This window comes from Kolteria novifilia (assembly GCA_007748055.1).
Classification (GTDB): domain Bacteria; phylum Planctomycetota; class Planctomycetia; order Kolteriales; family Kolteriaceae; genus Kolteria; species Kolteria novifilia.
This window is the reverse complement of the sequence record CP036279.1, coordinates 3,045,722-3,070,027: the sequence shown is the minus strand read 5'-3', so window position 1 is coordinate 3,070,027 and position 24,306 is coordinate 3,045,722. Positions and strand designations below refer to the sequence as shown.

Here is a 24,306-nt window from a genome sequence, read left to right as displayed (position 1 = left end):
GCCATCAGGGATCGACAGTCGGGTATTGAAGAAGCGCTCATGTACGACGATGTGAAAGAAGCGACGGCGACCGAGCTGGGCTACGACCCCCAGGAGAAGCTGATTCGAAGCCTCCTTAGGCAGCCCAAGTCATTTCAGTTCTTCCAAGCCGTCACGCTCCTGATGCAGTACCACCCCGACCGTTCCGGGCCGGGAGAGAGCACCGCGTACAACCGTGAGCTGATCCACTTTCGCTCCTGGCCCAGCTTGGTTCGAAGCGCGACCGACATTCGTTCGCTTGAGGGACGTCTCGACAGCCTCGGCCGTCCATCGTACGAATTGGAAGTCTCCTTCATGGGGCTCTACGGCCTTTCGTCGCCGACACCGACCTACTTCTGGGAATACATCAACCAGCACTCCGACTCGGCACTGCGCGACTTCCTCGATGTCTTCAACAACCGAGCCATCGCGCTCTTCTATCGAGCGTGGAAGCGACACCGTTGGCAACTCGGCTACCGTGGGGGAATCGACGATGCCAACACCCGCCGGGTCTTTTGTCTCGCGGGCCTCGGCACGGAACGCCAGCCAACCAAACCCGACCTGACCAACGACAGTCTCGGTGACGAGAAAAGCTGCCTCGTCGAGCATCCGGCCTTGGGCGGCGTTGGCCGCTGGACACGACTACTGGCATATGCCGGCTTCCTGGGCCAGTACACTCGGCCGCCGGTCTGCCTGAAGACGATGCTTTGGGACTTCTTCGACGGCCCCGATCCGCTCAAGGAAGAGTTCGTCGACATCGAGGAGAATATCTTCCAGTGGGCCTATCTCGCCGATCGCGACCAAACCCGACTGGGAGCGGCCAACTCGCGAACCGGGGTGAATCAACACTTCGTCGCGGGGACTCGGGTGCCCGATCGGATGGGCGCCTTTCGGATCCATCTCGGTCCGCTCGATCTCAAGCGCTTCCGCGAGTTCCTGCCCCAGGGCAAACTCTTCGATCGTCTGGTAACACTCGCGCGGCAAGGCAGTCCATTCGGGACCGAGTTCGACGTCTCCCTCCAGCTCAAGCCCGAGGAAGTTCCCCCGTGGCGATTGGGGCAAGAGGGAGCCGCCCTCGGTTGGTGTACCTGGTCGGGCGATCAACCCCGCGACGAACCCGCCACCGTCCTCCTGCGACCGAAGTTCGTCGCCGAGCATCCCGGATCGTAGCGACTCGCGAGGATCGACGGCGACCCATCATGTCAGGGTGCGATCAACTCCTGACCGCTGACGTGCCGCAGCCACCAGTCGTCTGGACTCACCGGGCTGCCATCGCGACCGAGAATCGACAGCGAAGCTTGACTCCCTCCCTGACCGGAAATCGTGACCAGATCGCCATCAAAACTGGTGAATGACGTCTCGACCACTTCGCCGTACGTTGGTGCTTGCTCGAGCAGCATCCCCACGGCAACTCGCTCGCCCATGCGGAGAGAGTCGTAGTAGTCCGAGTAGTAGTGAACGCCCGCCATGTTTCGGCCGATGGAGATGTTGGCCGCGAGTTTGTCCAATTCACCTTGGACCGTCAGACGATCGGAACTGCCCGAGGATTTGAGACTGTCCCCCTTGTCGGTCGGCACCCAGGAGATCGGCTTTCCGTCTGGAGTCGTCAATTCACGCTCCACGCCTCCGCAGTCCTCGAACATCTCGAAGAACGCCTTGAGCATCGTGACACAGCCTCCCGCGACCGTGGCATGCCCCGCCCCATACGACGGATGCATCGGCGACCCTTCGGGAAACGCCATCGGCAGAAGGAGATTGGCTGCCTCGAACGCTTTCGGTTTCACTTCGCCTGGCAGGGGGCATTTCTCGGGGCATTGGAGATGGCGTTCGCCTCGCTTTTGGTTTTGCTGCTTGTTGTGTTCGATCACGGCTTCGAGCAACTCCGGGGGAATGGCGTCGCGTGTCGACACGAACGCGCTGCCGGAGCACTTCAAGAGGTCGGCTTTTTGCAGGTTGGCCAACGTCAACCGTCCGGCCAGCGCTTCGGGCCGGGCGCGGCGATGATAGTTGAACTTCTGCCTTCGGACCGCCTTGAGACAACGCGTGGCGACCTCCGTCACGAGCGTCAACACGTGCGGACCACCAAAGGTCGCAAAGGCGTCGCGCCGTCCCGTGGGACTCGGCTCGGGGAATCCCTTCGACGTCGGATAAGGCGGTGGCTCCATCCCCTGAGACGGTGGAACTCTAAGTGACAACAGAATCAGGCACGCGTTGAGATACGCTTCGTAGAGCGCGTCGAAGTGGACGTAGGTCGCCAGATCCCGAGGGGTCGTGATGAAGCGGCGCTTCGCCTCGAATTGGTCGGTATCCTTGAAGTTCGCTCCATTCTGGACGTCGAGCCAACTGCACCAGTCGGTCATGTAGTCGAGGCACGCTCTGTGCGTGAGCGTCCGCTGATCGATGATCAACGAGCCATAGCGAATGAACCCGTCCTGAAGATCAAAGGCGGCATCGGTTCCCGGGAAGCTCGATCGTCCCCCTCCCCTACATGCCAGGGAGAAATTGCCAATGAGCATGAACTGTGAGAGGTAGGGCCCGGCCGCCGCGCCAGGGGTCGACCCACGAAACACACTCCGCGTCGACAACGAGCCTCCCAACGACTGGGTCCGAGCGAAGCGTCGGTTGCGTTCGAAACGGTTCATCCCAGTCGAGTCGATGACGTGAGGCGTCGAGGAAACGACTTGTTTCCCCGAGTAGAACGCCATCTCGTTGAGCAATTCGACGATCCGCTGGGCGGAGAGAACCGCCGGGCCAGCCGCGTCTTCGTCACAGCAGAACCGCTTATCGCCCCCCTTTTGAATGGTGGTGAATGAAACGTCCCGCAGGAGAGCAAGGGCATAAACTTCCGCCATTTCCGCGGCAAGCTCGCTCGAACCGACCCGCGGCGCGGGAGCCATGCCCATCGCTCCCGCGTCCGGTCCCTCCAGATCAAACACGTGGCCGCTGCGCGGACTCTCCCAACCGCGCCACGTCACCTCTTGATCGCCCTCGCACGTCTTCTTCACCTTACAGTGAAACACGCTTGGATCGGGTGTCCGAACTTCCCGCTCGAAGAGATTGGGCTCCGGCGAGTTGATCGCCTCGACAAAGCTGCGATAGTCCTCGCCTTTCTCGACCAGGCCGTTGCAACTGTGAAAGAGGCCTTTCGTGAAGTTCGCGGGATACGGTGCGCCGTGATCGGTCTCCTCGCCGTTGGCCCGCGTGATCGAATGGGGACGGCGAAGCGATCCCAGGCTCGCTCGCTCTCGTTGTTCTTTCGCCGCGAGGGCTCGTTCGGCTCCCTGAGGCTCTGGTTCGGCAAATGGAAGTTTTTTCATTTCGGCTCCGAGTGAGAACGTGCGTCATCCCGCCTGACCGATCGCGCGGATCAATCGAGCACGATGCGGTCCCTAAGAGAGGCCTGCAAGCGAGCGTGGGAAGAGACACCGTGTTCCGCGAAAGCTTCACTTCATCGATGAAATCGACACGGAGAGGTGGTGGCCGAAGGCGCACTTTGGCGAGTTGGTCGAGTGCCCTGATGGGCAAGTTCGCTAGTTCAAATCTTGCCATTCAGTTCGTGCGGACGTTTGCCCCATCACAGGCGTAGTCCGAATGCCCACGGCGGGCGTGGTCGTGGCATCGCAAACGACCTTCTCGAATTGAATTGATCAATCAGGACACGAGCAGTCCGTTGGATTGAGCGGGCCATGGCGAGGACGCGCGACGTTGGCCACGATCAAGGAAAAGTAGCGAAGGCGAATCCGTAGATTCGTCGAGTTTTGTCGACGCGGAGATCGGTGAACCGGGCCGGACGTGGCCGACAGCGAGTCAATCGACGGGCCGCTAAGCTTCTCCCGATGCCATCACCGGTTGGACATAGTCGATCGCGGCGAGGATCACGCGACCGTCGTCAAGTTCGACGGGAGCGCATGCGGCGCGAAATGTCCGCCAAGGCTCGTTGGGCTGGAAGAGACGAAAAGCCGTCCACGTCAGGACCGTCCCAAGCATCCACCGAATCGCCTCGTCGGCGAGACGAACACGCACCCGTTGACCCGCAGTGATTGTTACCATGGATCCGTTCTCACATAGCCCGTCAATGTCCTGGCGGTGACGTTTCCGACGGGTTGGGAAGTTCACTCCCCTTTCTTCGCGGCTCACCGCCCACTATTGGTACGCGATCCGAGCGATTCCGGAACAGCTTCTCCGCCCAGACGTTTGCCACGCAACGAGAAACCACGAACAATGGCAGCGTCAACAACGTCCCCGTGAACACGCTGGCGGTCTGACACCACGGGACGATGTCCATACGATCGTCCCGGCCGCCTGGTTCGCGCGCTGGGTCGTTGAGAACCGAGTCCTGGAGAATCCCTTGATGGATGCGAGAACGTCCTACGACGAGTTGATCAACCTGAGTAAGCAGACAGCGCTCTTGGCGTCTTGCGAAGCCCTGCTCTCCTGGGAACAGCAGACCTACATGCCCCCTGGCGGCGTCGAACACCGCGGCAATCAACTCGCCCTGCTCGCCGGGATGATCCACGAGCAACGGACCGACCCGAAGATCGGCGACCTCCTGGGAGAACTCGAGGCCAGCGACCTCACCGGCAAGCCCGACGCGGTCGAAGCGGTCAACATCCGCGAGCTACGCCGTGTGTACGATCGCGCCACCAAGCTGCCGCGAGCCCTCGTCGAGGAATTTGCCAAGACGACGACCGTCGCGGAACGCTGCTGGGCCGAGGCGCGCGTCAAGGACAACTTCCCCGCCTTTGAACCACACTTGGCGAGGATCATCGACCTTTCCAGGCAAATGGCCGAGTGCTACGGATACGAGTCCTCCCCTTACGACGCGCTGATGGATAGCTACGAGCCGGGCGCGACCTGTGAACAAGTCACCGCGCTCTTCGGACGCATCAAGGAGGGACTCGTCCCCCTCGTGGCGTCGATCATCGCCTCTCCGAAGCAACCCGACGAGTCGATCGTCCGCCGCAACTATCCCGTCGATCGCCAGGAGATCCTTGGGGAAGCCGCGGCAGCCGCAATCGGTTTCGACTTTCAGAAAGGTCGCCTCGACCGGACCGCTCATCCTTTCTGTAGCACGATCGGTCCCGGTGACATCCGACTGACCACGCGCTATAACCCCGTCTATTTCAACGACTCCTTCTTCAGCATCCTGCACGAGGCCGGCCACGGACTCTACGAGCAGGGTCTTCTCGAGGAGCACTTCGGAACGCCGATGGGCGAGGCCGTCTCACTCGGCATTCACGAGTCGCAATCGCGGCTTTGGGAGAACGCGGTCGGCCGCAGCCATTCCTTTTGGCGTCACTTCTACCCGCGCACGCGGCAGGTCTTTCACGCGACCCTCCACGATGTCGCTCTCGAGGACTTCCACTTCGCCATTAACCGCGTCAAGCCTTCGCTGGTGCGAGTCGACGCCGACGAGGTCACGTACAACCTCCACGTCCTGATCCGGTTCGAAGTCGAGCAGGCGATGCTATCTGGCGATCTTCCGATCGCGGACGTTCCGGCGGCGTGGAATCAGAAGTACCAGGACTATCTCGGGGTCACGCCCCCCTCGTCGAAGGATGGCTGCCTCCAGGACGTCCACTGGAGCATCGGCGCCATCGGCTACTTCCCGACCTATACCCTCGGCAACGTCTACGCCGCTCAACTGATGAACCAGGCCGAGGAATCGCTCGGCTCGCTGGACGAACTCTACGCGGCGGGCGAGTTCCATCCCCTGCTGACATGGCTACGCGAACAGGTTCACGCCCACGGCCAGTGCTACCGCTCGGCGGAGCTGGTCGAACGCGTCACCAAGAAGGCACCCGACGAGACCGCCCTGCTCGAATCGCTTCGGAGCAAGTTCGGGCAACTCTACGACCTTTGACCTTTTTGGGGAATGGCTCGCCCACGAGCGAGACGGGCGGCGATGCCCGTCGTCGTTCAGCAAAGTGTTAGTTGGATCACGGAGCACCTCCCGTGATCGCCCTATCGTATCGACAGGTTCCGCCTCGACGTCCTTGCCAATGGTGATCGTCGCCTCATATACTGGCGCCGCCTGTCGTTGGGGCCGGACGACCAACGCGGAACAGTGGCGTGCTTGGAAAGTCATGGGAGGTTTACATGGATCGATCGAACTGGAATCGTCGCGACTTCGCCAAAGTGACGGCGGCGGCTTTCGGCGGCATCGTCGCGGGAACCGGTATGGTTCGCGAGGCGCGTGCGGACAACGCCGAGTACTTGCTCAAAGAGCCCCACGTCTGTCGAGGCTTGAATACCTGTAAGAACACCGGGGCGAGCAAGAAGAACGCCTGCGCCGGCCAAGGAACCTGCGCCACCGCCAAGCACATCACCTGTGCCGGGCAGAACGACTGCAAGGGCCAAGGCGGCTGCCACGGCAAAGCGGGCGTCAACGAGTGCAAGGGCAAGGGTGGCTGCGCCGTTCCGCTCATGAGCGGCGAATGGAAGAAGACCCGCGCCAAGTTCGAGAAGATCATGAAGGAGAAGGGCAAAGAGGTCGGTCCCGCTCCGGCCAAGTAACGGCCAAGTAAGGATCATCCCACCAACGGGATAGCAAGCTCCAACTCATGCGGCGGGACGGTGAGCGATCGTTCTCGCCGCGTGAGCCTTCTTTTCTCCGCCTCGAATTCGGAGGCTCCGCGATGAACTTGCCTCGACTGGGACACCCCAACCTCGGACTCGGTGTCGGACTGCGCTCGGTCCACTTCAGCCATATTCTCGAACACCATCCGAGCGTCGACTGGTTCGAGATCATCTCCGAGAACTACATGGACTCGGGCGGACGGGCCCGCTACGTCCTGGAGAAGATCGCCGAACGCTATCCGATCGTGATGCACGGCGTCTCACTCTCCGTCGGCAGCACCGATCCGCTCAATCGCGACTACCTCGATCGCCTCAAACGGCTCGCGGGCCACGTTGACGCCAAGTGGATCTCCGACCACCTCTGCTGGACCGGAGTCGCCGGACGCAACTCGCACGACCTGCTGCCGATTCCGCTCAACGAAGAGACGCTCGCCCACGTTTGCGAGCGAATCCGCATCGTGCAGGACATCCTCGAACGGCCGATCGTCTTGGAGAACCCGAGCAGCTACGTCACCTTCGCCGACTCGACGATGAATGAGTGGGACTTCCTGGCCGCCATGACCGACGAAACCGATTGCGGTCTCTTGCTCGACGTCAACAACGTCTACGTTTCGAGCGTGAACCACGACTTCGATCCCAACGAGTACCTCGACGGGATTCCCTTCGACCGGGTCGTCCAGTGCCACCTCGCCGGCCACACCAACTGCCAAACACACTTGATCGACACCCACGACAACCACGTCGTTCATCCGGTCTGGGAGCTCTATCGTCGGGCTCATGCGTCAACCGGAGGCATCTCGACGCTACTGGAGTGGGACGCCAACATCCCCGAATTTCCCGTCGTCCATGCGGAAGTGCTCAAGGCTCGTCGCTACATGCGCGACGGCCTCGACGAGATCGAACTCGCCAGCGAAGACGACACCCCGATCGAGACGGCGCCGAGTTCCACAACCAGCGCCGTTCCCCATCCGGCGACCTTCGTCGCCGTCGACGCCGAGTGACGCGGAGAGCAATCGTCATGGCCAAGCAAACGCCCCGCTCCCTCTCGGCGATCCAACAGTGGATGCAAGCCGTCATCACCCATCCCGCGGGCGTTTCGATGGGAGCCGATTCCGACGAAGCGCGCCGACACGTCGATGTCGGAGCGGAGCATCTCGAGTCGGTCATCAGACGCTCCAAGGCTCTTACCAGCGCCGAACGTCTGGAAGTCTATGCCGACGCCTACTACCTCCGGTTGCTCGACTGCCTGCGCAGCGAGTTCCCCGCTCTGCTGTACGCGCTGGGGCAAGAGGCGTTCGACGAGCATGCCGTGGGCTACCTCCAGGCCTATCCCTCGCAAAGCTACACCCTTGGGTTTTTGGGAAAGAGCTTTCCCGACTATCTTCGCGAGACTCGCCCCGCCGACATTCCCGGCGGTCCCGAGGAGCCCAATTGGCCGGAGTTTCTGATCGACTTGGCGGCGCTTGAGCGGACCTATGCCGAAGTCTTTGACGGTCCGGGAATCGAAACGTCCCCCCAATTGACCGGCGACGATCTCGCCACCGTCATGCGGGACCATCTGGCGACTGCCCGGTTGGAAATGGCGCCCTGCTTCCGCCTGGTCCGCTTCTCCTTCCCCGTTCACGAGTACGCAAGCGCCGTGCGCCATGAGGAATCGCCCGAGCCGCCGGAGCCCCGCGAGACCCTCCTCGCCGTGACCCGATTGCACTTCGTCGTGAGACGGTTCGAGCTCACTCCCGTTCAGTTCTCGCTTCTCACCTCCCTGGAGCGAGAATCGACGGTCCAAGAGGCGGTGGAAGAGGTTGGCCAGAGTCTCTCGGATGAGGAATTCGGCCAATTCGCGGGCTCGATCGGCGACTGGTTCTCCGCATGGACCGCCAACGGCTTCTTCGCCCAGGTTCGCTAGTATTCGTCTCAAAAGTTGATCGTCGGCCCGAGGCACAGCGAGTTGGTGGGAGACGAGGAGGTCGAAACAGGCGAATCCGTTGGATTCGTCGATGCAGACCGACAAAGTCCCGCGGCAACGTAGCCGGCCGAAGCCAGAGCCGATTTTTGAGACGGAGCACTCGTATTCTGTGACTGGTCAACTCGTTTCCCAGAAGCGTCCTGGGTGCCCAGGAGTCTCTCGGGTGCCATGCCCACGCTTGTCGTGGGCATGCGGGAGACGCCTCTCATTCGGTAAACGTTCGCCCAGATTTCACGGAATGAACTTGCCCATCAGGACGTTGGCGGACCGTTGAACTCGTCGATCCCGGTTGTGAACGGGCCAAAGGGACCAACAACGACCGCCTCCCAGCCTTCCCTTGCGACGTAGACTTCCAGATAGCCGTTGAAACGTTTTCCTCCACCGATTAGGGGAGCGTCGGCGAAGATCCGATCCGCGCCCTGAGTCGGACCAAGTCCGGTCCGACAACAACGGATCGACTCGCACCGAGGCAAGGAAGGAAGTCGACGATGTGCGGCATCTTCGGATTCGTGACCGAACACAAAGAGTCGGCGACGCTCGTCGTCGAGGGACTCCGGCGACTCGAGTACCGCGGCTACGACAGTTGGGGAATCGCCGCCCTCGGTGACCAGTCGCCCCTGCGTCTGGTTCGCCAGACAGGCAAGATCGGGCGAACAACCGCGAAGGACCTTGAGGAACTCGTCGATCCCGCCGACGTCGCGATCGGCCACACGCGTTGGGCCACCCACGGCCAAGCCACCGTCGCCAACGCCCATCCGCACCGCTCGCAGCACGGCCGAATCGTCGTGGTCCACAACGGCATCATCGAGAACCATCGGGACCTAAAAGCTCGCCTTGAAGCCGAAGGATATACCTTTCAAACCGAGACCGACACCGAGGTCATCGCCCATCTGCTCGAATGGGAACTCGGTCGCACCAAGACATTCCACGACGCGCTCACCCGCACACTCACCACGTTGCGAGGCACCTTCGCGTTGGCGCTGGTCGATGTGGAGCACCCCGATCGAGTCTACGCCGCCCGCCTGGGTAGTCCCCTCGTCATCGGCGTTGGCGACGGGACGCAACTGATCTCGTCCGATGCGAACACACTCGCCCCCTACACCAAGCGAATCATTTTTCTTGACGATGGCGAGTGGGCGGAGGTCACGCCGCAAGGAGCGACGACCTACGATTTCGACATGGCCGCGACCGAAAAAATTGCCGAGGTGGTCGATCTCGAACTCGCGGCGAGCGACCTGGGCGACTACCCGCACTACATGCTCAAGGAGATCTACGACCAACCGCAAGCCGTCCGCAACGCACTCGGTGGACGTCTTCTTCCCAGTGAGGCGACGGTGCGGCTGGCTGGGCTCACGGAATTGGGAGGCTTTCACCCCAGTCGCATCAAGATCCTCGCGTGTGGAACGAGCTGGCATGCCGGTCTGGTCGGAAAAACCTACTTCGAGGAACTCGCCCGCATCCCGACCGAAGTCGAATACGCTTCCGAATTTCGCTACCGCAACGCGGTCATCGAACCTGACACGCTGGTCATCGCGATGAGCCAGTCGGGGGAGACGGCCGACACGCTGGCAGGCCTAAGAGAGTCGAAGCGCCGCGGCGCCACCCCGCTCGGCTTGGTCAACGTCGTCGGATCCACGATCGCACGCGAATGCGGGCGAGGGATCTACCTGCGGGCGGGCGTGGAGTTCGGCGTCGCCGCGACCAAGTCCTTCACCAATCAGCTCGTGACGCTGCTGATGCTGTCGATCCACTTCGGACGCCAGCGGGGGATGTCGATTCGCCAAGGGCTCGAACTGCTCAACGCCCTCGAAGAACTCCCGACGCTGATGGAGCGAACGCTGGAGCTCGACTCCAAGATCCACGCGATCAGCGAGGAGTTCGCCGACGCCGACAACTTCCTCTACATCGGCCGGGCCTTGGAGTATCCAATCGCTCTCGAGGGAGCCCTCAAGCTCAAGGAAGTCTCCTACATTCACGCGGAGGGATTGCCGGCGGCGGAACTCAAGCACGGCCCCATCGCCCTGATCACCCCGGAGATGCCGATTGTCGTCACCGCGACTCAGTCCTTCATCCGCGAAAAAGTGGCGAGCAACGTCCAGGAGATTCGCGCTCGGGGCGGACGAATCATCGTGATCGTCAGTGAGGAGAACCACGAGTTCGATCGACTCGCCGATCACGTGATCGCTATTCCGACCGCCGACGACTTGATCTCACCGATCCTCGCGACGGTGCCGACACAATTTCTCGCTTACCACTTGGCGGTGCTGCGAGGCTGCGACGTCGATCAGCCGCGAAATCTGGCGAAGAGTGTGACGGTCGAATAGCGACCTCCGTCACAATGGGCAATCTGCGCAGTACTATCGGGGTCACGTGCCGCGTCCGGATCGGACACCGAACCCCGCGCGGCCGTGGCATCGCTGGAGCCAGTCGAAGTGATCAGACTGGAAGGCGCTCGCCAACACGCAGCCCGAACTTCCGACGACCGGGTGCAGATGCCCCCAAAACCAGAAGCATGGAAAACTCGTTGGCTTGCAATACAAACGCGACAGGCGAGCCGACGATGGCATCTTCATGGTATTCTCGCACCACGACCATGACATCTTCTTCCTTCCCGGTCTTGCACCAGTCGCGTTTGCCGGAACATCACCCCCACTAGAACTATTCGACCAAGACTTCCTATCTTCACTGATCGGAGAATATTGAAGGGTGGCGAGGCGACCGCGATGATCCCGAGCTTTCGCCCGGAACGCCCCATTCTTGCCACAGTGGATTGGAAGCAATCGAGCCCACCCCGCGAACCTCAGACCATCTCTCCACCCTCCTTCATCATGAGCGTTGCTCTCACTTGAGTTAGGGTGTTGAGCCGGCGACCAGGGCAGGTTGCGCGGGCTTTGCGGCGGTTACGGCGTCAGTGCTGACAAGTTGCCGAAAATGGGTGTCATCTACTTGACGCTCCCGAGCGGTCGCGTTAAAGTTGAGGGGATTTAAAGCTTACTGGTGGCAATGGTTTAGGACTTTCCGCCGACGGTAGGATGGCGGCAAGGAACGAGTCGGCAAGGATTCGGAAGTCCAGATCAGTCGAGCGATATCCTCCGCCACGGACAGGATCACTCCGTGCCGCTGAGTGAGTCAACCGGTCTAGCGATCTAAGAAGGATGCTCCTATGCTGGTTCTCTCACGCAAGAGCAACGAAAGCATCGTCATCAACAACAACATCACCGTGACGGTGGTGGAAATCCGCGGCGATAAAGTTCGTCTCGGAATCGTTGCGCCGAAAGAAATTCCCGTCCATCGCCAAGAAGTGTTCGACCTGATTCATCGCGAAGAAGGATCGGAATCGACCAATTCAAACGCGGTGGCTTCCGGTCAGAAATCGTAGGCCTCTCCCTGCTGGCCCTTCATCGTTCGTGCCTATTTGTCACAGAACGGACCGACAAGTCAACACCCTCCCGGCAAATTTATCTCCCCCCATCCGGCACACGATCGGCCACTCGCCGTAATCCACGAAAACCCAGCACGTTGCGACCTCCTTCGAGGGTGAGATTCTTTCTTCCCTGATCCATCTCTCCACCGACGACAGCCCCCATTTGCCTGCTGTGATCCGCCCCCGTTCCCCCACTCGCATCATCCCCAATGTGAAGACGACTCGAGTCAAGGTGACTCCGAGCAAGCCAAGCCAAATCTGCCATCCCGATCAAGCCCTTCCGGATGAAGACACACGAGTGAGATCACCTGCCACCGCGATCGCTCCTGGGCCCCGTTCCCGCTCCGAATCGGGTCGTTGGAGAGGGAGGCAAAGCGAATCGATTTGAAATAGTACCTAATCACTACTATTATTCACGCGGAGAAGAGATTCGCGAACGTAACCCACACTAGATCCCTGGGTAAGGCGATGATTGTCATCACCCGAAAGGTCGATTACGCCATCCTCGTGCTTGTCGATTTGATGAGCCGGAGTGAGGGCGGCGCCAGCACGAGAGAGTTGGCCGATCGCCACAAGATCTCTCGAGGTTTCGTTTCCAACATCATGAAAGAGCTTGGACACGAAAACATCGTGGAGAGTCAGCGAGGCATGCACGGCGGGTATCGTCTCGCCCGGGCGCCGCGTGAGATTACTCTCTCGGAGATCATCTACGCCCTAGAGGGAACGTTCCGGCTGATGGCGTGTGCCAACGGGCAAGAGACCTCCTGTGATCTCTTCTGCGTCTGCCCGGTAAAGAGCCCGCTACAGGCTGTTCACGATCGGATCAACCAAGTCCTCGACGATGTGACCCTTGAAGAACTGGGAGGCAAGGCGACGCCTTTGGTCTCCCTCACGACGGAGTGATGTCCCCTATGGTTATGCTGCCCATTTACATGGATAACAGCGCGACGACGCGCACCGATCCTCGGGTGGTGGAGAAGATGCTGCCGTACTTCACCGAGGAATACGGCAACTCCGCGAGCCGCAACCATCGGTTTGGTTGGCGCGCCGAGGAAGCCGTCGACAAGAGCCGCACCCAGATCGGCTCGCTGATCGGCGCCAGCCCCAAGGAGATCATCTTCACCTCGGGCTCGACCGAGAGCAACAACCTCGCCATCAAGGGCGTCGCTCATATGTACCGCCGCAAGGGTGATCACATCATCACTTGCTTGACCGAACACAAAGCGGTCCTCGATCCGTGCAAGCGGTTGGAAAAGGAAGGCTTCAACGTCACCTACCTCCCCGTCGATCGGTTCGGGTGCATCTCGATCGAACAACTCGAAGAGGCGATCACCGACAAGACGATCCTCGTGACCCTCATGTTCGCCAACAACGAGATCGGAACGATCCACCAGATCCCCGACATCGGGAAGCTTTGCCACGACAAGGGAATCGTCTTCCACACCGACGCGACCCAGGCCGTCGGCAAGATTCCGGTCGACGTCGAAGCGATGGGAATCGATCTCTTGAGCCTCTCCGGTCACAAGATGTACGGCCCCAAGGGCGTCGGCGCCCTCTACGTCCGCCGCAAGAATCCGCGGGTTCGCCTCGACGCGATCATCGACGGCGGCGGCCACGAACGCGGGATGCGCAGTGGCACCCTCGCCGTCACCAACATCGTCGGCCTCGGCATGGCGTGCGAGATCTGCGAACACGAGATGCCGGAAGAAATGCAACGACTCGGTGCCCTGCGTGACAAGCTCGAAGAAGGGATCCGCGCCCAGCTGACCGACGTCGAACTCAATGGCCACCCGACCAATCGGCTTCCCCAACTGAGCAATCTCAGCTTCGCCTACGTCGAAGGGGAAGCCCTGATGATGGGCGTGAAGGATGTCGCCGTCAGTTCCGGCTCGGCATGCACCTCGGCCAGCCTGGAACCGAGCTACATCCTCAAGGCCCTCGGCGTCGGTGACGAACTCGCCCACAGCAGTCTTCGTTTCTCCCTCGGACGGTTCAACACGGAGGAGGAGGTCGACTTCACGATCAACCAAGTCGTTGAAGCGGTCAATCATCTTCGTCAAATGAGCCCGCTCTACGAAATGGCACAGGAAGGCATCGATCTGTCAACCGTCGAATGGTCCGGGCACTAGGTTTCGTCTCAAGAGTAGGCCGTCGGCCCAAGACTCAGCGAGTCGGTGCGGGTCGAGGAGGGCGAAGCAGTCGAATCCGCTGGATTCGTCGATGCAGCCCGACAAAGTCCCGTGCCGATGTAGCGAGTCGAAGCCAGAGCCGAGTTTTGAGACGGAGCCTAGTCTCCCGGAGAACGACCACCGGAACCCTACTCGATCGTTGATGGCAAAGGAGTTAGCGAACCATGGCTTATAGCGACAAAGTTCTCGACCACTACAACGCCCCGCGCAACGTCGGCAGCTTCGACAAGGCCGATCCCCATGTCGGCACCGGCGTCGTCGGAGCCCCTGAATGCGGCGACGTCATGAAACTGCAGATCAAGGTCAACGCCGAGGGCGTGATCGAGGATGCCAAATTCAAGACGTTCGGCTGCGGCAGCGCGATCGCCTCGAGCAGCCTCGCCACCGAGTGGCTCAAGGGCAAGTCGCTCGACGAAGCCGGCGACATCAAGAACACCGAGATTGTCAAGGAGCTGAGCCTTCCTCCGGTGAAGGTCCACTGCTCGGTCTTGGCCGAGGACGCGATCAAGGCGGCGCTTAAGGACTACAAGAGCAAGAGCGAGACGGAAAGCCCCCTCGCGGCGACCCCGTCCGAAGGCTAGCGCCAACGTGAACGCGGTCAGTGCTTTTGATTTCCGCCGCGTCCGCATCTAGAACACAAGGAGCGGCGGCATCGTCTCGGGCGCTTCTCTTGCGGAGTTTGGTATTGTCCCCCAGACTCGCGGGGAGCCCACGCGGTTCATTGGATCTGCCCATTGCGTCGCGAAGCGGCGAAGGATGCTCGTCAATCGCGACATCGTCGGACTGTTGACAAAGTCGAAAGAGGATTTAACCATGCCGGTTGAGATCACCGAGAAAGCTGCCAGCGAAGTCAAGAAGATCATCTCCGAGCAGAATCTTCCCGAATCCACGATGCTGCGGGTCGGCGTCGCGGGCGGTGGATGCAGCGGCTTCTCCTACAGCCTCACGTTCGATCAGAAGTCGGACGAGAAGGCCGACGCCATTCACGACTTTTTCGGCGTCAAGGTCGTCGTCGACAAGAAGAGCGACCTCTACTTGAGCGGTACCAGCGTCGACTTCTACGACGGCCTTGAGAAGCGCGGCTTCGTCTTCAACAACCCCAACGCCACCAAGACGTGTGGTTGCGGAAGCTCGTTCTCGGCGTAAGTCGGTTCCCACCGAACTTGCCGGACGTCGGTTCCCTTACTCCGTTCGCTCGCGCCTTGCTCCCTTCAACTCTTTGGGGAGGGCCTCTGGTTGGTTGCCAGCCAGTACCAAGCGAGCCGGGCTTGGGAACGCGTCGCCTTGACAGAGGCTCACAATCGCACCCTTACCGGAACGTCGAAAGACTCGGTGACCGTGTGGTTTGGGCCTCTGATTGCTTTCGGGGACTGCCGGTCGTCAGGCGCACCGGAGTTGGGACGGCGAGATCCGGGCCACCGCCGACCGGGTGAGACTCGGCGCCCAGACTCCGTTCCGGTCTCCGGACGCACCACCAAACAACATCAATAACTCGTTTGGTCAAGCACTCGGGTCGCCTGGCCAACCTTCTCCACGGGATGCTTCCTTGAACTACTTTGAGCTTCTCGAACTGCCCACGAGCTACGACGTCGACCCGGACGCGTTGGAACGCTCCTTTCTGTCGTTGAGCCGGCGCTACCATCCCGACTTCCATCAGCTCGCCTCCTCGGAGGAACTCGCCAAGAACCAGGCGACGCAAGCATCGCTCAACGATGCCTACACGACGCTCAAGCAGCCCTTTCGGCGTGCCGAGTACTTGCTGTCACTCTTGGGAGGGCCCTCCGCGTCCGAGCAGAAGGAGATGCCCCCCGAGTTTCTCGAGGATGTCCTCGAACTCCGCTTGGAAATCGAGGAAGCGAAGGAGTCAGAGGATGCCCTGGCGATCGCCGCGATGGAAGAGCGTTTGGCTCGAGATCGCGACGAGGTCATGGGGCGAGTCGGCCGAACCTTCACTCGGCTCGACGCGGCGGAAGCCGCGAACGTGGAGACACGCCGAACGATTCGTAGCGACCTGAACATCGTACGTTATCTCAATGGCTTGATTCGCGATCTTCGCGAGTGACCCATCGCGGCCGCGTATCCGGACGCGTCAGCCCCGGGCCGCGCCTGCAACGCGTTGGCCTCCATGGTCCGCAAGACAACCAGCACCACTTTAGGCGGCGCGACGTCCCCGCCCGTCACGTGAGAGAATCATGAGCTTACCAATCGTCAACCCGAACTCGGACAACGTCGGCCACGTGGACGCCGGCCCTCCCATCCTCGGGATCGACCTGGGTACGACCTTCAGCCTGGCGGCCTACCGCGCCGACGATGAAGTCCAGATGGTCCGCGACGAGCGAGGGGACGCGCGAATCCCCAGCTTTCTCGCCTTCGATCCCAACGGCAAGGTGACCGTCGGCTTCGAGGCCCGCCGTCACTCCTTGGAGGATCCCGAGCATACCGTCTACAGCGTCAAACGCCTGATCGGCAAGTCGCTCGACGAACTCGAGGAGGAGCTCAAGGCCGTCCCCTACCAGGTGATCGAACGCGAGATGAGCGATGGCCGTCGCGTCCTGCACGTGCGGATCGACGATCGCGAGTACACTCCCGAGGAACTCTCCGCCAAGGTCCTCGGCACGGTCGTCCAACAAGCCTCTCAAGTGATCGGCAAGCGCGTCGAGAAGGCCGTCATCACCGTTCCGGCCTACTTCGACGAAAGCCAACGCCAAGCGACGCGCGACGCCGGGCGCATCGCCGGCCTCGACGTCGTTCGCATCGTGAACGAACCGACGGCCGCCGCGCTTGCCTATGGACTCCACAATCAAGAGGGGGGAAAGGTCGCGGTCTACGACCTCGGTGGAGGAACGTTCGACTGTTCGATCCTGCATCTGAGCGACGGCGTCTTCCGCGTCCTCTCCACCCACGGCGATACCCATTTGGGTGGCGACGACATCGATCGGGCGATCATGGCGGTCTGCATGGCCAGCCCCCATTGGCCCACCGATGCCGACCTGACGCTTCGCCAACAGCTTCGGGACGCCTGCGAGCGGGCGAAGATCGCCCTCTCCGATTCCGAGGAGACGATCATCGCGGTCGAGTTCCCCGATGGCGCGGGGACGTTCAGGTACTCGTTCACGCTCGACGAGTTTGTCGCTCTCGTCGATCCACTGATTGAACGCACCCTCGCGAGTTGTCGCTCGGCACTGCGTGACGCGGAACTCTCTCCCGATCAGATCGACGAGGTCGTCCTGGTCGGAGGCTCGTCGCGAATCCCGCGAGTCCGCGAGCGGGTCGAGCAACTGTTCGGCCGTCCTCCCCATTGCGAACTCAACCCCGACGAGGTCGTCGCGATGGGAGCCGCGGTCCAAGCGAGCATCCTCTCGGGCCAGCTCACCCAGATCCTGCTACTCGACATCAATCCTCTTTCGCTCGGCATCGAAACGATGGGCGGCGCGGTCAGCAAGCTCATTCCCCGCAATAGCACGATCCCCGCTCAGGCCACTGAGCGTTTCACGACCTACGTCGATGGACAAACCGGTGTCGAGATCCAGGTTCTTCAGGGTGAGCGGGAACTCGCGAAGGATTGCCGCAGCCTCGGTCGCTTCACGCTCTCGGGGATCCCTCCCCTACCCGCCGGCGTTCCGCAGATCGACGTGACCTTCCTCATTGACGCCAATGGCATCCTTCAGGTCACGGCCCGGGAAAACCGCAGCGGCCAGCAAACGTCGATCGCGGTCACCCCGAGCCAAGGCCTCAATCGCGACGAGGTCGAGCGGATCATTCGCGAGAGCATCGAGCACGCGCGCGAGGACTTCCAGGAACGCCGCTTGATCGAGCTTCGCCAAAAGGCCGAATCCAACCTGCACCACACCCAGAAGGGCCTGGATGATGTTGGCGATCGGCTCTCGAAGGAACAGCGAACCGAGCTAGAGAACATCATTGGGGAGCTTCGTTCGATCGTCGAGTCGGCCGAGGATGTCGACGCGCTCAGCAAGGCGCTCGATCGTCTCGAGGAAGCCAACCAACCCCTCGTCGCCCTGATGATGAACTCGGTTCTCTCCCACGAAGTCGTCGGCAAGAAGCTCGACGAAACGTAGGGATTTCCGCGACCCCAATGTCCCTTGCCGTCTTCACGCTCCCCCTCATCCAAGGGTCCTTCTCTACGCTCCCCCTTGTCCAAGGGGGGAGAAGGAGGGGGCCTTCTTCTCCTCTTAAGCTCGCCCCTCATCCAAGGGGCGGAACAGGTCACGGCCTCTCATCCGTCGTTCCCAAGATCTCGCGACACCGCGTCAGCGCCATCACCGCCAACGATGTGGCGACGAGCGGATCGTCTTCGCGGACATCGACAGCGACATTGGCCCACGAACCATCGGGACGTTGCCGACGCAACAGCTCCGCCGCCAACGATCGCGACCACTCCCGACCGATGTCCGGGTCGACCAACTCCCGCTTGGCCAGTTCGCTCATCGTCTTTGACACCGAATCGCCGTAGTAGAAAAAGAGCGCGGGTCGGAGATGCTCGCGCCGCTCGACGTACTCGCCGGGATGATGCTCGGCGGAGAAGTGCTTCTCGAGCCAGGTCCGCGCTGCCAACACCCGAGGATCGTCGGTGGAAGCCCCGCATCGCAAAAGCGCCCGCAGCCCATCCGCCGTCGCGCTGCCGTACGAAACGAATCGTCGCTCCTCGCCAGCGCCGCTGGGACGTTGCCCCGCCTTGTTGCGGACCACGTCGCCGGGCATGAAGAAGAACCCGCCATTGTCGACCGTATCCTCGGAATCCTGGGCGTGGTTCTGACAGTGTTCGACGAACCGCCGCGTCTTCGCCCAGAGTGGATCCTCGGACGGGAGACCAGCTTCCCGTAGCGCGTCGAGGACGAAGATCGTGGCCGAAAGATTGGGCTGATCGAGCGTCGGGACCGCGATGCCTTCCGGCGGCTTGCGGGGAGGCTCCTTCGCGTAACCCCATCCTCCGTAAGAGGAGTCTTGACGATCCCAGCCGAGGGACTCGTCGAGTTGCCGATCCCGCAAGTAGCGAATCCAGGCGTCGCGTTGGTGCTCATGTCCTGGCACGCGTGTCAGCACGCTCACCGCGAGAGCCGCGGTATAGGTTGGATAGGAGAGCTTCGCGCGAGGTGTCCCATCGTCCCTCATCAAGCCATCGAGATAGACGATCGCCTTCTCAACAGCTTTGTCGACATCCGGACGGTTCGCGGCCGACTCGAGAAGAGCCAGGCAGACGAGTGGCGTCAGGGCCGTTCCATCGCGAAAGTTGCTGTAGTGCTTCGAGCGCCATGCCCCGTCGGAGGACTGGCGCCCGAGAAGATACTCGGAGGATGAAGCGAGAGCCCGGCCGATACGCTGGGGTCGTATGACCGGGCCCCGCTTCAAGGGGGAAGGTTGTCGCCGATCGGCGCCCATCAGGGCCGCGACCAGCAAGATTCCGAGGATGAGCACGACAGCGACAGGGCCGCCGCGCTTCATTTCGACGTCTCCCGAACAGCCACCTTCTCGGCGTCAGCCTTTGGAGACTCCGGAATCGGAGCGCGATCGGCCATCAGCGTCAGCAGCGCTGCGGCCGTGCAAAAGGTTCGCCCCGTGATGCAATGATGTCCCGACCAACTCCCATCTTGATTCTGAGCTTGCTCGAGGTTCTTCGTGATCGACTGATCCCAATCGTTCCACTTCTCGCCGCCATCAACGACGAGTGTCTCGCTGATGTTCATGTAGCTGAGGAACTCCTCGCCGCCGTTGTTGCCAAAGCCGGCGATGAATCCCTTGTCGTCCAGCCGCCCGAGAATGCCGTTGACGGCCGACGCCTTCGCCTTCTCGACCTTCAGAACGTCGTTGAGGACCAGCCGGGCCTTGTCTTTCGCCTCTTTCGGAGCCGACTCATCGAGTAAGAGTCGCTTGGCCTCGCGTTTGCGTTCCTCGTTCGTGTTGGCCAGTTCTTGCAGTCGACCGACGTTCGACGAATCGCTGTAGAGATCGACGCCCGCGTCACCAGCAAGTCCCAAAACCACCCTCGCGGAAGCGACCGGCCGACCCGACAATGCCGGGACCACCCCACCGCCACGAGAGCCGACTCTCCCGGCAGCCACGCCTTTGGGCCTCATCTTCTTTGACTCGATCGCCGCGACCGCTCCGTCGAAATCGCGATCGAGAGCTTCCTGCGCCACTTGGACGCCGCTTTGGCGAGCGCGGTTGATCGCCTTACTACAGAGGCACATCGACAGCGTCGATGCCCAACCCGCGTTGCCCGCGAAGTTGCCGTTGGCCTGCTGGTTCTTTTCGATCTTCTTGATCGCCTTCTCCAGCGACGCGAGGACGAGCCCTTCGGCATCGCTGTCGGGCAACTTCCCCTTTAGCTCGCTGAGCACCAGCGCCGCCAGAAAGGTGTCGACGTAGCGCCCGATCTTCTGCTGGAGCTGCGTGTCGCGGATCGGCGTCACGTAGAGCGAGTCGTCATCGGCTTGGTCGACATGCTTCGTGATGAACTCGACCGCTCGCTCGACATTCTTCGCATACGCCCCCTGGCCCGGCGTGTGACCAGCCCGGATCAACGCCAAGGTGGCGATGCACGTGTTGCCGACGTCGGACGGATCCTGCGCGTTGCCGCCGTCGACCCGACCGCCCCCTTGCGTGTTGATGCGCCATCCCCCGCCCTGCCCCCAGCCGCCATCGGCGTGCTGTTGATTGACGAGGTAGGCCAGCCCCTTGGAGGTTGTTTCACTCAACGGTTTGGCCGCGCGGGGCGCTGATGTTTCGGCGCCCGATTCCCCCTCGGCCGTGGCCGGGATGACCGTCAAACCAACTGTCCCCACCGCGACGAGCGCGGCCATGGTCCATGCGAGTCGTCGTCGAATCGCCATATCGTTCCTCCGCTTTGTCTGGGATTCCGTTACCAACGGTTCCGCCACGCGGTCTTGGTTCACCAAGTTCGAAACGACAATGTCCGGACGATGCTCGTGGAATTGACTCGAGGAAACGACCAGAGCGCAGCACTAGCGCTCGCCCCGACAAGGCCATCGTTTGTCATGTGAGGGAAAGCCCCATCCCCCTCGAGACGTGCCCACCGTTCGTCGACTTGCCGTTCGATGCTCGGTCAGCACCAAACCACATCCCATCAACGAACGACGCAACGACCTCTTAGATTCATTCCACGGAAAATGGTTCCGGAAAAATTGCCGAGGTCCACCAACAGCACGTACGCCGTTCGACCCCGGTTTGTTCCCGAGTTCCAAGCGGAATTGCAAGTGTGCGAAAGGAAAGGGAGCGGCGACAGAAATCGACGGCGCCCCGCGACGAGTCAGCCTGTCTCCACCATCTTGCCCGACAGGACCGAATCGCGCTCCGCAAGACACAGCGCCAGGGCGTTGCGCGCCATCGCCCCATCAAGGATCGGCGACGGTGCACCCGACGTGACCGCATCGACCGCGGTTTGGATCTCGTCGCGGAAACCATCGATAGGATCGGCGGCGGGAATGTCGGGCGTCACCGCTTCCTCTTCGGTGAAGATCGTCATCGGCCCCCCCGCCTCGTACTGGAGCGTTGCTCGTTCGAGGTAGACCTCCAACCCATGGGTGAAAGGCCGCGACTTCGCGGCGATCGCTCCACTGGTCGCCACGACTTGTGGGCCGCCGTCGCCATAGAGATACTGCGTGCTGACGTAGTTGACGGAATCCTTCTCGACCAGCCCGCGCGAGTAGACCGCTTCCGGAACCCCGCACGCGAGCGCCACGAAGTGGGTGTCGTGAATGTGCAAGTCGACGATCGGCCCTCCCGAAAGGGAAGGATCGAGCAGCTCGGCCGACCAGTCTGGCGGGCTGATGTGACGGCGAAGGGTCATCGCGCGAACCTTGCCATACTCTCCGCCGACGATCGTCCGGTACGCCAAGCCGAAGTCGGGCATGAAGGGCAGGACGTGCCCGACAAAGAGCTGCTTGCCCGCCTCCTGCGCGGCCGCGAGCATTTTGTCGGCGTCCTCCAGCGACAGCGCGATCGGCTTCTCGACCAGGACGTTCTTCCCCGAGGCGAGCGCGGCGGCGGTGATGTCGGTGTGCAGATGATTGGGCAAGCAGACGTGAACCAAATCGATCTCGTCGTCGGCGATCAGCTTCTTCGCGTCGTCGTAGACCTTGATCCCGCTGAGATCCTCTTGCTCGCCACGCGGGCCGAAGTTCCCTTGGATCGAAGTCCAATCACCAGCTTGCTTCTTCGGGTCGCGGGTGGCGATCGCGACCACCTTGCCCCCCTTGATCCGTTTCGCGGCGAGGTAGTGGATCATCCCCATGAAGCCGATCCCAACGATTCCGATCCTGACCATCCGCGATGCTCCTGTGATGAGATTGGGTTTCGTGTCGCACCGAACCTCCAGCGATGGGTGACATCCGAGAGCGACGGCGCCAACGAGGTTGGACTCTGGCGGGCAACAAGTCCGACTCGCCTCGCGAACACACACGAGCAAGTCGAGCAACAAGCTTTCGGGCCATTATCCCGACTTCGGGCGAGGGTTCCATGCCGAGAAGGGAAAAGTGCCCGAAAAGAGAGGTCTCTCGGAATCGATTCGCTCGCCAATCGACTCTCGAGGCTCTCGAGAGAGAGAGCGCGATGCCGCGACGGAAGACCAACATCGGCAGCGTGCCTGAACGCCCTCGGCCTCACGAGTCGATCGCGTGAGCGTGCTCGATCTCCGTCTCATCGTCGAGGGATGATCGTCCGCGCAATATGGACTCACTGGGGAAGGGGCCAGCGTGGTGTCCAACAGAATCAGCGTCCTCCTCTACCCTGAGCGTCGCCCCCGGCGTCATCGGCCATCTCGCCTTGTCCCCGGCGACCGCGCCCACGACCACCGAAACCGCCGCCCATGCCGCCACGTCCGCGCCGTCCACCTTCTTCGGAAGCGGCACCATTCTCGCCACCGCCGCGACGGCCACCTTGGCCTCCGCCGAAGCCTCCTCGGCCTCGTCCTCCCTGGCCCTGGGCTCGCACGCCCCGACGGCCCCCGTCTCCCTCGGCGGGAGTCGCGTCGGCGCCGCCAACTTGACGTTGTTCCCCTTCGGCTCCGCCATGCTGATGACCGCCACCGGCTCCTTGCCGCTGACCGCCACCTCCGGCGCGTTGGGCGGCCGCGCCGCCTCGAGCCGCGGCGCCACCACCGCCTCCGGCGCCACGACCTCGGCGTCCGGAAGCGCTCAAGCTATCATGCATGCCCGCCACGAGGACGACGGTCAGGGCGAGACTCGCCAGCAGGAACCCGCCGCCGAGCCAGCGGGTTCGCTTGATCTGCCACCACATCAAGACGCCCGAGAGCCCCCAAAAGACCATCGACAGGAACATGCCGTCGACGAGGACCGCCCACAGCCACTTCACGTTCCAGTGAGGCGAGTAGCCGCGACTGAGATGTAGCCGCGTCATCAACGATCGGACGGTGTAGGGAGACTCGGCATCTTCGTGTTGCGCGGAGATGGCGCCGTTGCCCATGTTGTAGGTCAGCGCGACCGGCTCATCATCGACCATCGCGGAGAAGAGCAAGCTCGGCGCTCGCCGTGGTGGAGGGGCTTCTCCCGAAGGCAATCCCAGTTCGCTAAGCACTTGGGGAACCGCCGATTGAGCGGCCGCCATCGTGTTCGTTTCGAGCTCGACCCGGCGCACGTCCGCGAGAGGCGTCGGCTTCGGTTCGAGGGGCGTCTCCTGTTCCCCGACGATCGTCGTGCGGACTTGTCCATGCCCGGTCACCGGATCGACCGTCACGATGTGCGAGGACTTGTCGGCTTGGACGTTGAAGGTCAGGAAGCCGCTGTATTCCGGGGTCCGATCGCTCGTCAAGACGACTCTGGGCTTGCCGCCCTCCCCGGTCGTCTCGTTGATCGCGGCCACAACCGCCTCGGCCATGCTCTGCGCCGTCGGCATCTGAGCCAACGCGCCGCCGGCGACCGCTTCGGCCTGGAAGGTCCGCACCTCCCCGCCGGTGAACCAACGGGGATGATTGAAAAACATCCCGGTAAGCCCGTAGAGCAGCACCCAGGGGAACATGAAGAGCCCCGAATAGAGATGGACGCGTCGGATGAGCATCATCGACGACTTCCAACCCTTTGACAGGGCACTCTTTTTCTTTGGGATCGGACGTTTGGCTGCCGGTTGGGTGGCCGTCT

Annotated in this window: 20 protein-coding genes; 13 read left to right on the top strand and 7 right to left on the bottom strand. The window is 61.8% G+C overall.

Going from position 1 to position 24,306, the window contains the following annotated elements; translation table 11 throughout:
- Window positions 1-39 precede the first annotated feature (39 nt).
- Window positions 40-1,188, top strand: coding sequence for a type VI secretion system baseplate subunit TssG (gene tssG, locus Pan216_RS11295; protein ID WP_145258096.1), 1,149 nt, complete (start codon window positions 40-42; stop codon window positions 1,186-1,188).
- A gap of 32 nt (window positions 1,189-1,220) precedes the next feature.
- Here the strand turns inward: tssG and Pan216_RS11290 are convergent, their stop codons facing one another.
- Entirely contained in the window at window positions 1,221-3,335 is a 2,115-nt protein-coding gene (locus tag Pan216_RS11290; RefSeq protein ID WP_145258095.1) for a phosphatase PAP2 family protein, read from the bottom strand.
- A 505-nt stretch (window positions 3,336-3,840) separates the two neighbouring features.
- Window positions 3,841-4,068, bottom strand: a complete 228-nt coding sequence (locus tag Pan216_RS11285; RefSeq protein WP_145258094.1) for a hypothetical protein — start codon at window positions 4,066-4,068, stop codon at window positions 3,841-3,843.
- A 301-nt stretch (window positions 4,069-4,369) separates the two neighbouring features.
- Between Pan216_RS11285 and Pan216_RS11280 the strand changes: the two genes are divergently transcribed.
- The 5 genes from Pan216_RS11280 (at window position 4,370) to glmS (ending at window position 10,887) form a co-directional block, all read left to right on the top strand.
- Window positions 4,370-5,881, top strand: coding sequence for a carboxypeptidase M32 (locus Pan216_RS11280; protein ID WP_145258093.1), 1,512 nt, complete (start codon window positions 4,370-4,372; stop codon window positions 5,879-5,881).
- 236 nt (window positions 5,882-6,117) lie between these two features.
- Entirely contained in the window at window positions 6,118-6,534 is a 417-nt protein-coding gene (locus Pan216_RS11275) for a hypothetical protein (RefSeq protein WP_145258092.1), read from the top strand.
- Between the two features lie 122 nt (window positions 6,535-6,656).
- Window positions 6,657-7,598, top strand: coding sequence for an MNIO family bufferin maturase (bufB, locus tag Pan216_RS11270; RefSeq protein ID WP_145258091.1), 942 nt, complete (start codon window positions 6,657-6,659; stop codon window positions 7,596-7,598).
- 17 nt (window positions 7,599-7,615) lie between these two features.
- On the top strand, window positions 7,616-8,503 hold the full coding sequence (locus tag Pan216_RS11265) for an HvfC/BufC N-terminal domain-containing protein (protein ID WP_145258090.1): 888 nt from the start codon (window positions 7,616-7,618) through the stop codon (window positions 8,501-8,503).
- A 548-nt stretch (window positions 8,504-9,051) separates the two neighbouring features.
- Window positions 9,052-10,887: a glutamine--fructose-6-phosphate transaminase (isomerizing) gene (gene glmS / locus Pan216_RS11260; RefSeq protein WP_145258089.1), complete on the top strand. Its 1,836-nt coding sequence runs from the start codon at window positions 9,052-9,054 to the stop codon at window positions 10,885-10,887.
- 112 nt (window positions 10,888-10,999) lie between these two features.
- Here glmS and Pan216_RS28255 read toward each other — a convergent pair whose 3' ends face one another.
- Window positions 11,000-11,158 (bottom strand): hypothetical protein, encoded by a 159-nt coding sequence (locus tag Pan216_RS28255; protein WP_419193528.1) that lies wholly within the window; start codon window positions 11,156-11,158, stop codon window positions 11,000-11,002.
- 568 nt (window positions 11,159-11,726) lie between these two features.
- On the opposite strand from Pan216_RS28255, the gene csrA reads away from it, so the two are divergent.
- From csrA to dnaK, 7 genes are all read left to right on the top strand, one after another.
- Complete coding sequence (gene csrA / locus Pan216_RS11255) at window positions 11,727-11,942, top strand: carbon storage regulator CsrA (protein ID WP_145258088.1); 216 nt, start codon at window positions 11,727-11,729, stop codon at window positions 11,940-11,942.
- Window positions 11,943-12,455: 513 nt separating this feature from the next.
- The gene (locus Pan216_RS11250; protein ID WP_145258087.1) at window positions 12,456-12,890 is read left to right on the top strand and encodes an RrF2 family transcriptional regulator; all 435 of its coding nucleotides are present in this window, start codon (window positions 12,456-12,458) and stop codon (window positions 12,888-12,890) included.
- A gap of 8 nt (window positions 12,891-12,898) precedes the next feature.
- Window positions 12,899-14,116 carry an IscS subfamily cysteine desulfurase gene (locus tag Pan216_RS11245; RefSeq protein ID WP_145258086.1) on the top strand — a complete coding sequence of 406 codons (1,218 nt, stop codon included), beginning with the start codon at window positions 12,899-12,901 and terminating at the stop codon, window positions 14,114-14,116.
- Window positions 14,117-14,340: 224 nt separating this feature from the next.
- Window positions 14,341-14,757, top strand: a complete 417-nt coding sequence (gene iscU, locus Pan216_RS11240; protein ID WP_145258085.1) for a Fe-S cluster assembly scaffold IscU — start codon at window positions 14,341-14,343, stop codon at window positions 14,755-14,757.
- 232 nt (window positions 14,758-14,989) lie between these two features.
- Window positions 14,990-15,322 carry a HesB/IscA family protein gene (locus tag Pan216_RS11235; RefSeq protein ID WP_145258084.1) on the top strand — a complete coding sequence of 111 codons (333 nt, stop codon included), beginning with the start codon at window positions 14,990-14,992 and terminating at the stop codon, window positions 15,320-15,322.
- A gap of 400 nt (window positions 15,323-15,722) precedes the next feature.
- Window positions 15,723-16,238, top strand: coding sequence for a Fe-S protein assembly co-chaperone HscB (gene hscB / locus Pan216_RS11230; protein WP_419193527.1), 516 nt, complete (start codon window positions 15,723-15,725; stop codon window positions 16,236-16,238).
- A 130-nt stretch (window positions 16,239-16,368) separates the two neighbouring features.
- On the top strand, window positions 16,369-18,252 hold the full coding sequence (gene dnaK, locus Pan216_RS11225; protein WP_419193526.1) for a molecular chaperone DnaK: 1,884 nt from the start codon (window positions 16,369-16,371) through the stop codon (window positions 18,250-18,252).
- A gap of 148 nt (window positions 18,253-18,400) precedes the next feature.
- Here the strand turns inward: dnaK and Pan216_RS11220 are convergent, their stop codons facing one another.
- The 4 genes from Pan216_RS11220 to Pan216_RS11205 form a co-directional block, all read right to left on the bottom strand.
- Window positions 18,401-19,636 (bottom strand): prenyltransferase/squalene oxidase repeat-containing protein, encoded by a 1,236-nt coding sequence (locus tag Pan216_RS11220; RefSeq protein WP_145258082.1) that lies wholly within the window; start codon window positions 19,634-19,636, stop codon window positions 18,401-18,403.
- Window positions 19,633-21,024, bottom strand: a complete 1,392-nt coding sequence (locus tag Pan216_RS11215; protein WP_145258081.1) for a prenyltransferase/squalene oxidase repeat-containing protein — start codon at window positions 21,022-21,024, stop codon at window positions 19,633-19,635. The genes Pan216_RS11220 and Pan216_RS11215 overlap by 4 nt, the downstream gene beginning before the upstream one ends.
- A gap of 437 nt (window positions 21,025-21,461) precedes the next feature.
- Window positions 21,462-22,478, bottom strand: a complete 1,017-nt coding sequence (locus tag Pan216_RS11210; protein ID WP_145258080.1) for a Gfo/Idh/MocA family protein — start codon at window positions 22,476-22,478, stop codon at window positions 21,462-21,464.
- A 443-nt stretch (window positions 22,479-22,921) separates the two neighbouring features.
- Window positions 22,922-24,229: a hypothetical protein gene (locus Pan216_RS11205; RefSeq protein ID WP_419193525.1), complete on the bottom strand. Its 1,308-nt coding sequence runs from the start codon at window positions 24,227-24,229 to the stop codon at window positions 22,922-22,924.
- Window positions 24,230-24,306 lie beyond the last annotated feature (77 nt).

What these genes read in the sequence shown, in the direction of transcription:
- Pan216_RS11235 (WP_145258084.1), top strand. Translation starts at nt 14,990, where the DNA reads ATGCCGGTTGAGATCACCGAGAAAGCTGCCAGCGAAGTCAAGAAGATC.
- Pan216_RS11285 (WP_145258094.1), bottom strand. Translation starts at nt 4,068, where the DNA reads ATGGTAACAATCACTGCGGGTCAACGGGTGCGTGTTCGTCTCGCCGAC.
- glmS (WP_145258089.1), top strand. Translation starts at nt 9,052, where the DNA reads ATGTGCGGCATCTTCGGATTCGTGACCGAACACAAAGAGTCGGCGACG.
- Pan216_RS11250 (WP_145258087.1), top strand. Translation starts at nt 12,456, where the DNA reads ATGATTGTCATCACCCGAAAGGTCGATTACGCCATCCTCGTGCTTGTC.
- Pan216_RS11280 (WP_145258093.1), top strand. Translation starts at nt 4,370, where the DNA reads ATGGATGCGAGAACGTCCTACGACGAGTTGATCAACCTGAGTAAGCAG.
- csrA (WP_145258088.1), top strand. Translation starts at nt 11,727, where the DNA reads ATGCTGGTTCTCTCACGCAAGAGCAACGAAAGCATCGTCATCAACAAC.
- Pan216_RS11220 (WP_145258082.1), bottom strand. Translation starts at nt 19,636, where the DNA reads ATGAAGCGCGGCGGCCCTGTCGCTGTCGTGCTCATCCTCGGAATCTTG.
- Pan216_RS11205 (WP_419193525.1), bottom strand. Translation starts at nt 24,229, where the DNA reads ATGATGCTCATCCGACGCGTCCATCTCTATTCGGGGCTCTTCATGTTC.
- Pan216_RS11215 (WP_145258081.1), bottom strand. Translation starts at nt 21,024, where the DNA reads ATGGCGATTCGACGACGACTCGCATGGACCATGGCCGCGCTCGTCGCG.
- bufB (WP_145258091.1), top strand. Translation starts at nt 6,657, where the DNA reads ATGAACTTGCCTCGACTGGGACACCCCAACCTCGGACTCGGTGTCGGA.
- iscU (WP_145258085.1), top strand. Translation starts at nt 14,341, where the DNA reads ATGGCTTATAGCGACAAAGTTCTCGACCACTACAACGCCCCGCGCAAC.
- Pan216_RS11245 (WP_145258086.1), top strand. Translation starts at nt 12,899, where the DNA reads ATGGTTATGCTGCCCATTTACATGGATAACAGCGCGACGACGCGCACC.
- tssG (WP_145258096.1), top strand. Translation starts at nt 40, where the DNA reads ATGTACGACGATGTGAAAGAAGCGACGGCGACCGAGCTGGGCTACGAC.
- Pan216_RS28255 (WP_419193528.1), bottom strand. Translation starts at nt 11,158, where the DNA reads ATGGTCGTGGTGCGAGAATACCATGAAGATGCCATCGTCGGCTCGCCT.
- dnaK (WP_419193526.1), top strand. Translation starts at nt 16,369, where the DNA reads ATGAGCTTACCAATCGTCAACCCGAACTCGGACAACGTCGGCCACGTG.
- Pan216_RS11290 (WP_145258095.1), bottom strand. Translation starts at nt 3,335, where the DNA reads ATGAAAAAACTTCCATTTGCCGAACCAGAGCCTCAGGGAGCCGAACGA.
- Pan216_RS11275 (WP_145258092.1), top strand. Translation starts at nt 6,118, where the DNA reads ATGGATCGATCGAACTGGAATCGTCGCGACTTCGCCAAAGTGACGGCG.
- Pan216_RS11210 (WP_145258080.1), bottom strand. Translation starts at nt 22,478, where the DNA reads ATGGTCAGGATCGGAATCGTTGGGATCGGCTTCATGGGGATGATCCAC.
- Pan216_RS11265 (WP_145258090.1), top strand. Translation starts at nt 7,616, where the DNA reads ATGGCCAAGCAAACGCCCCGCTCCCTCTCGGCGATCCAACAGTGGATG.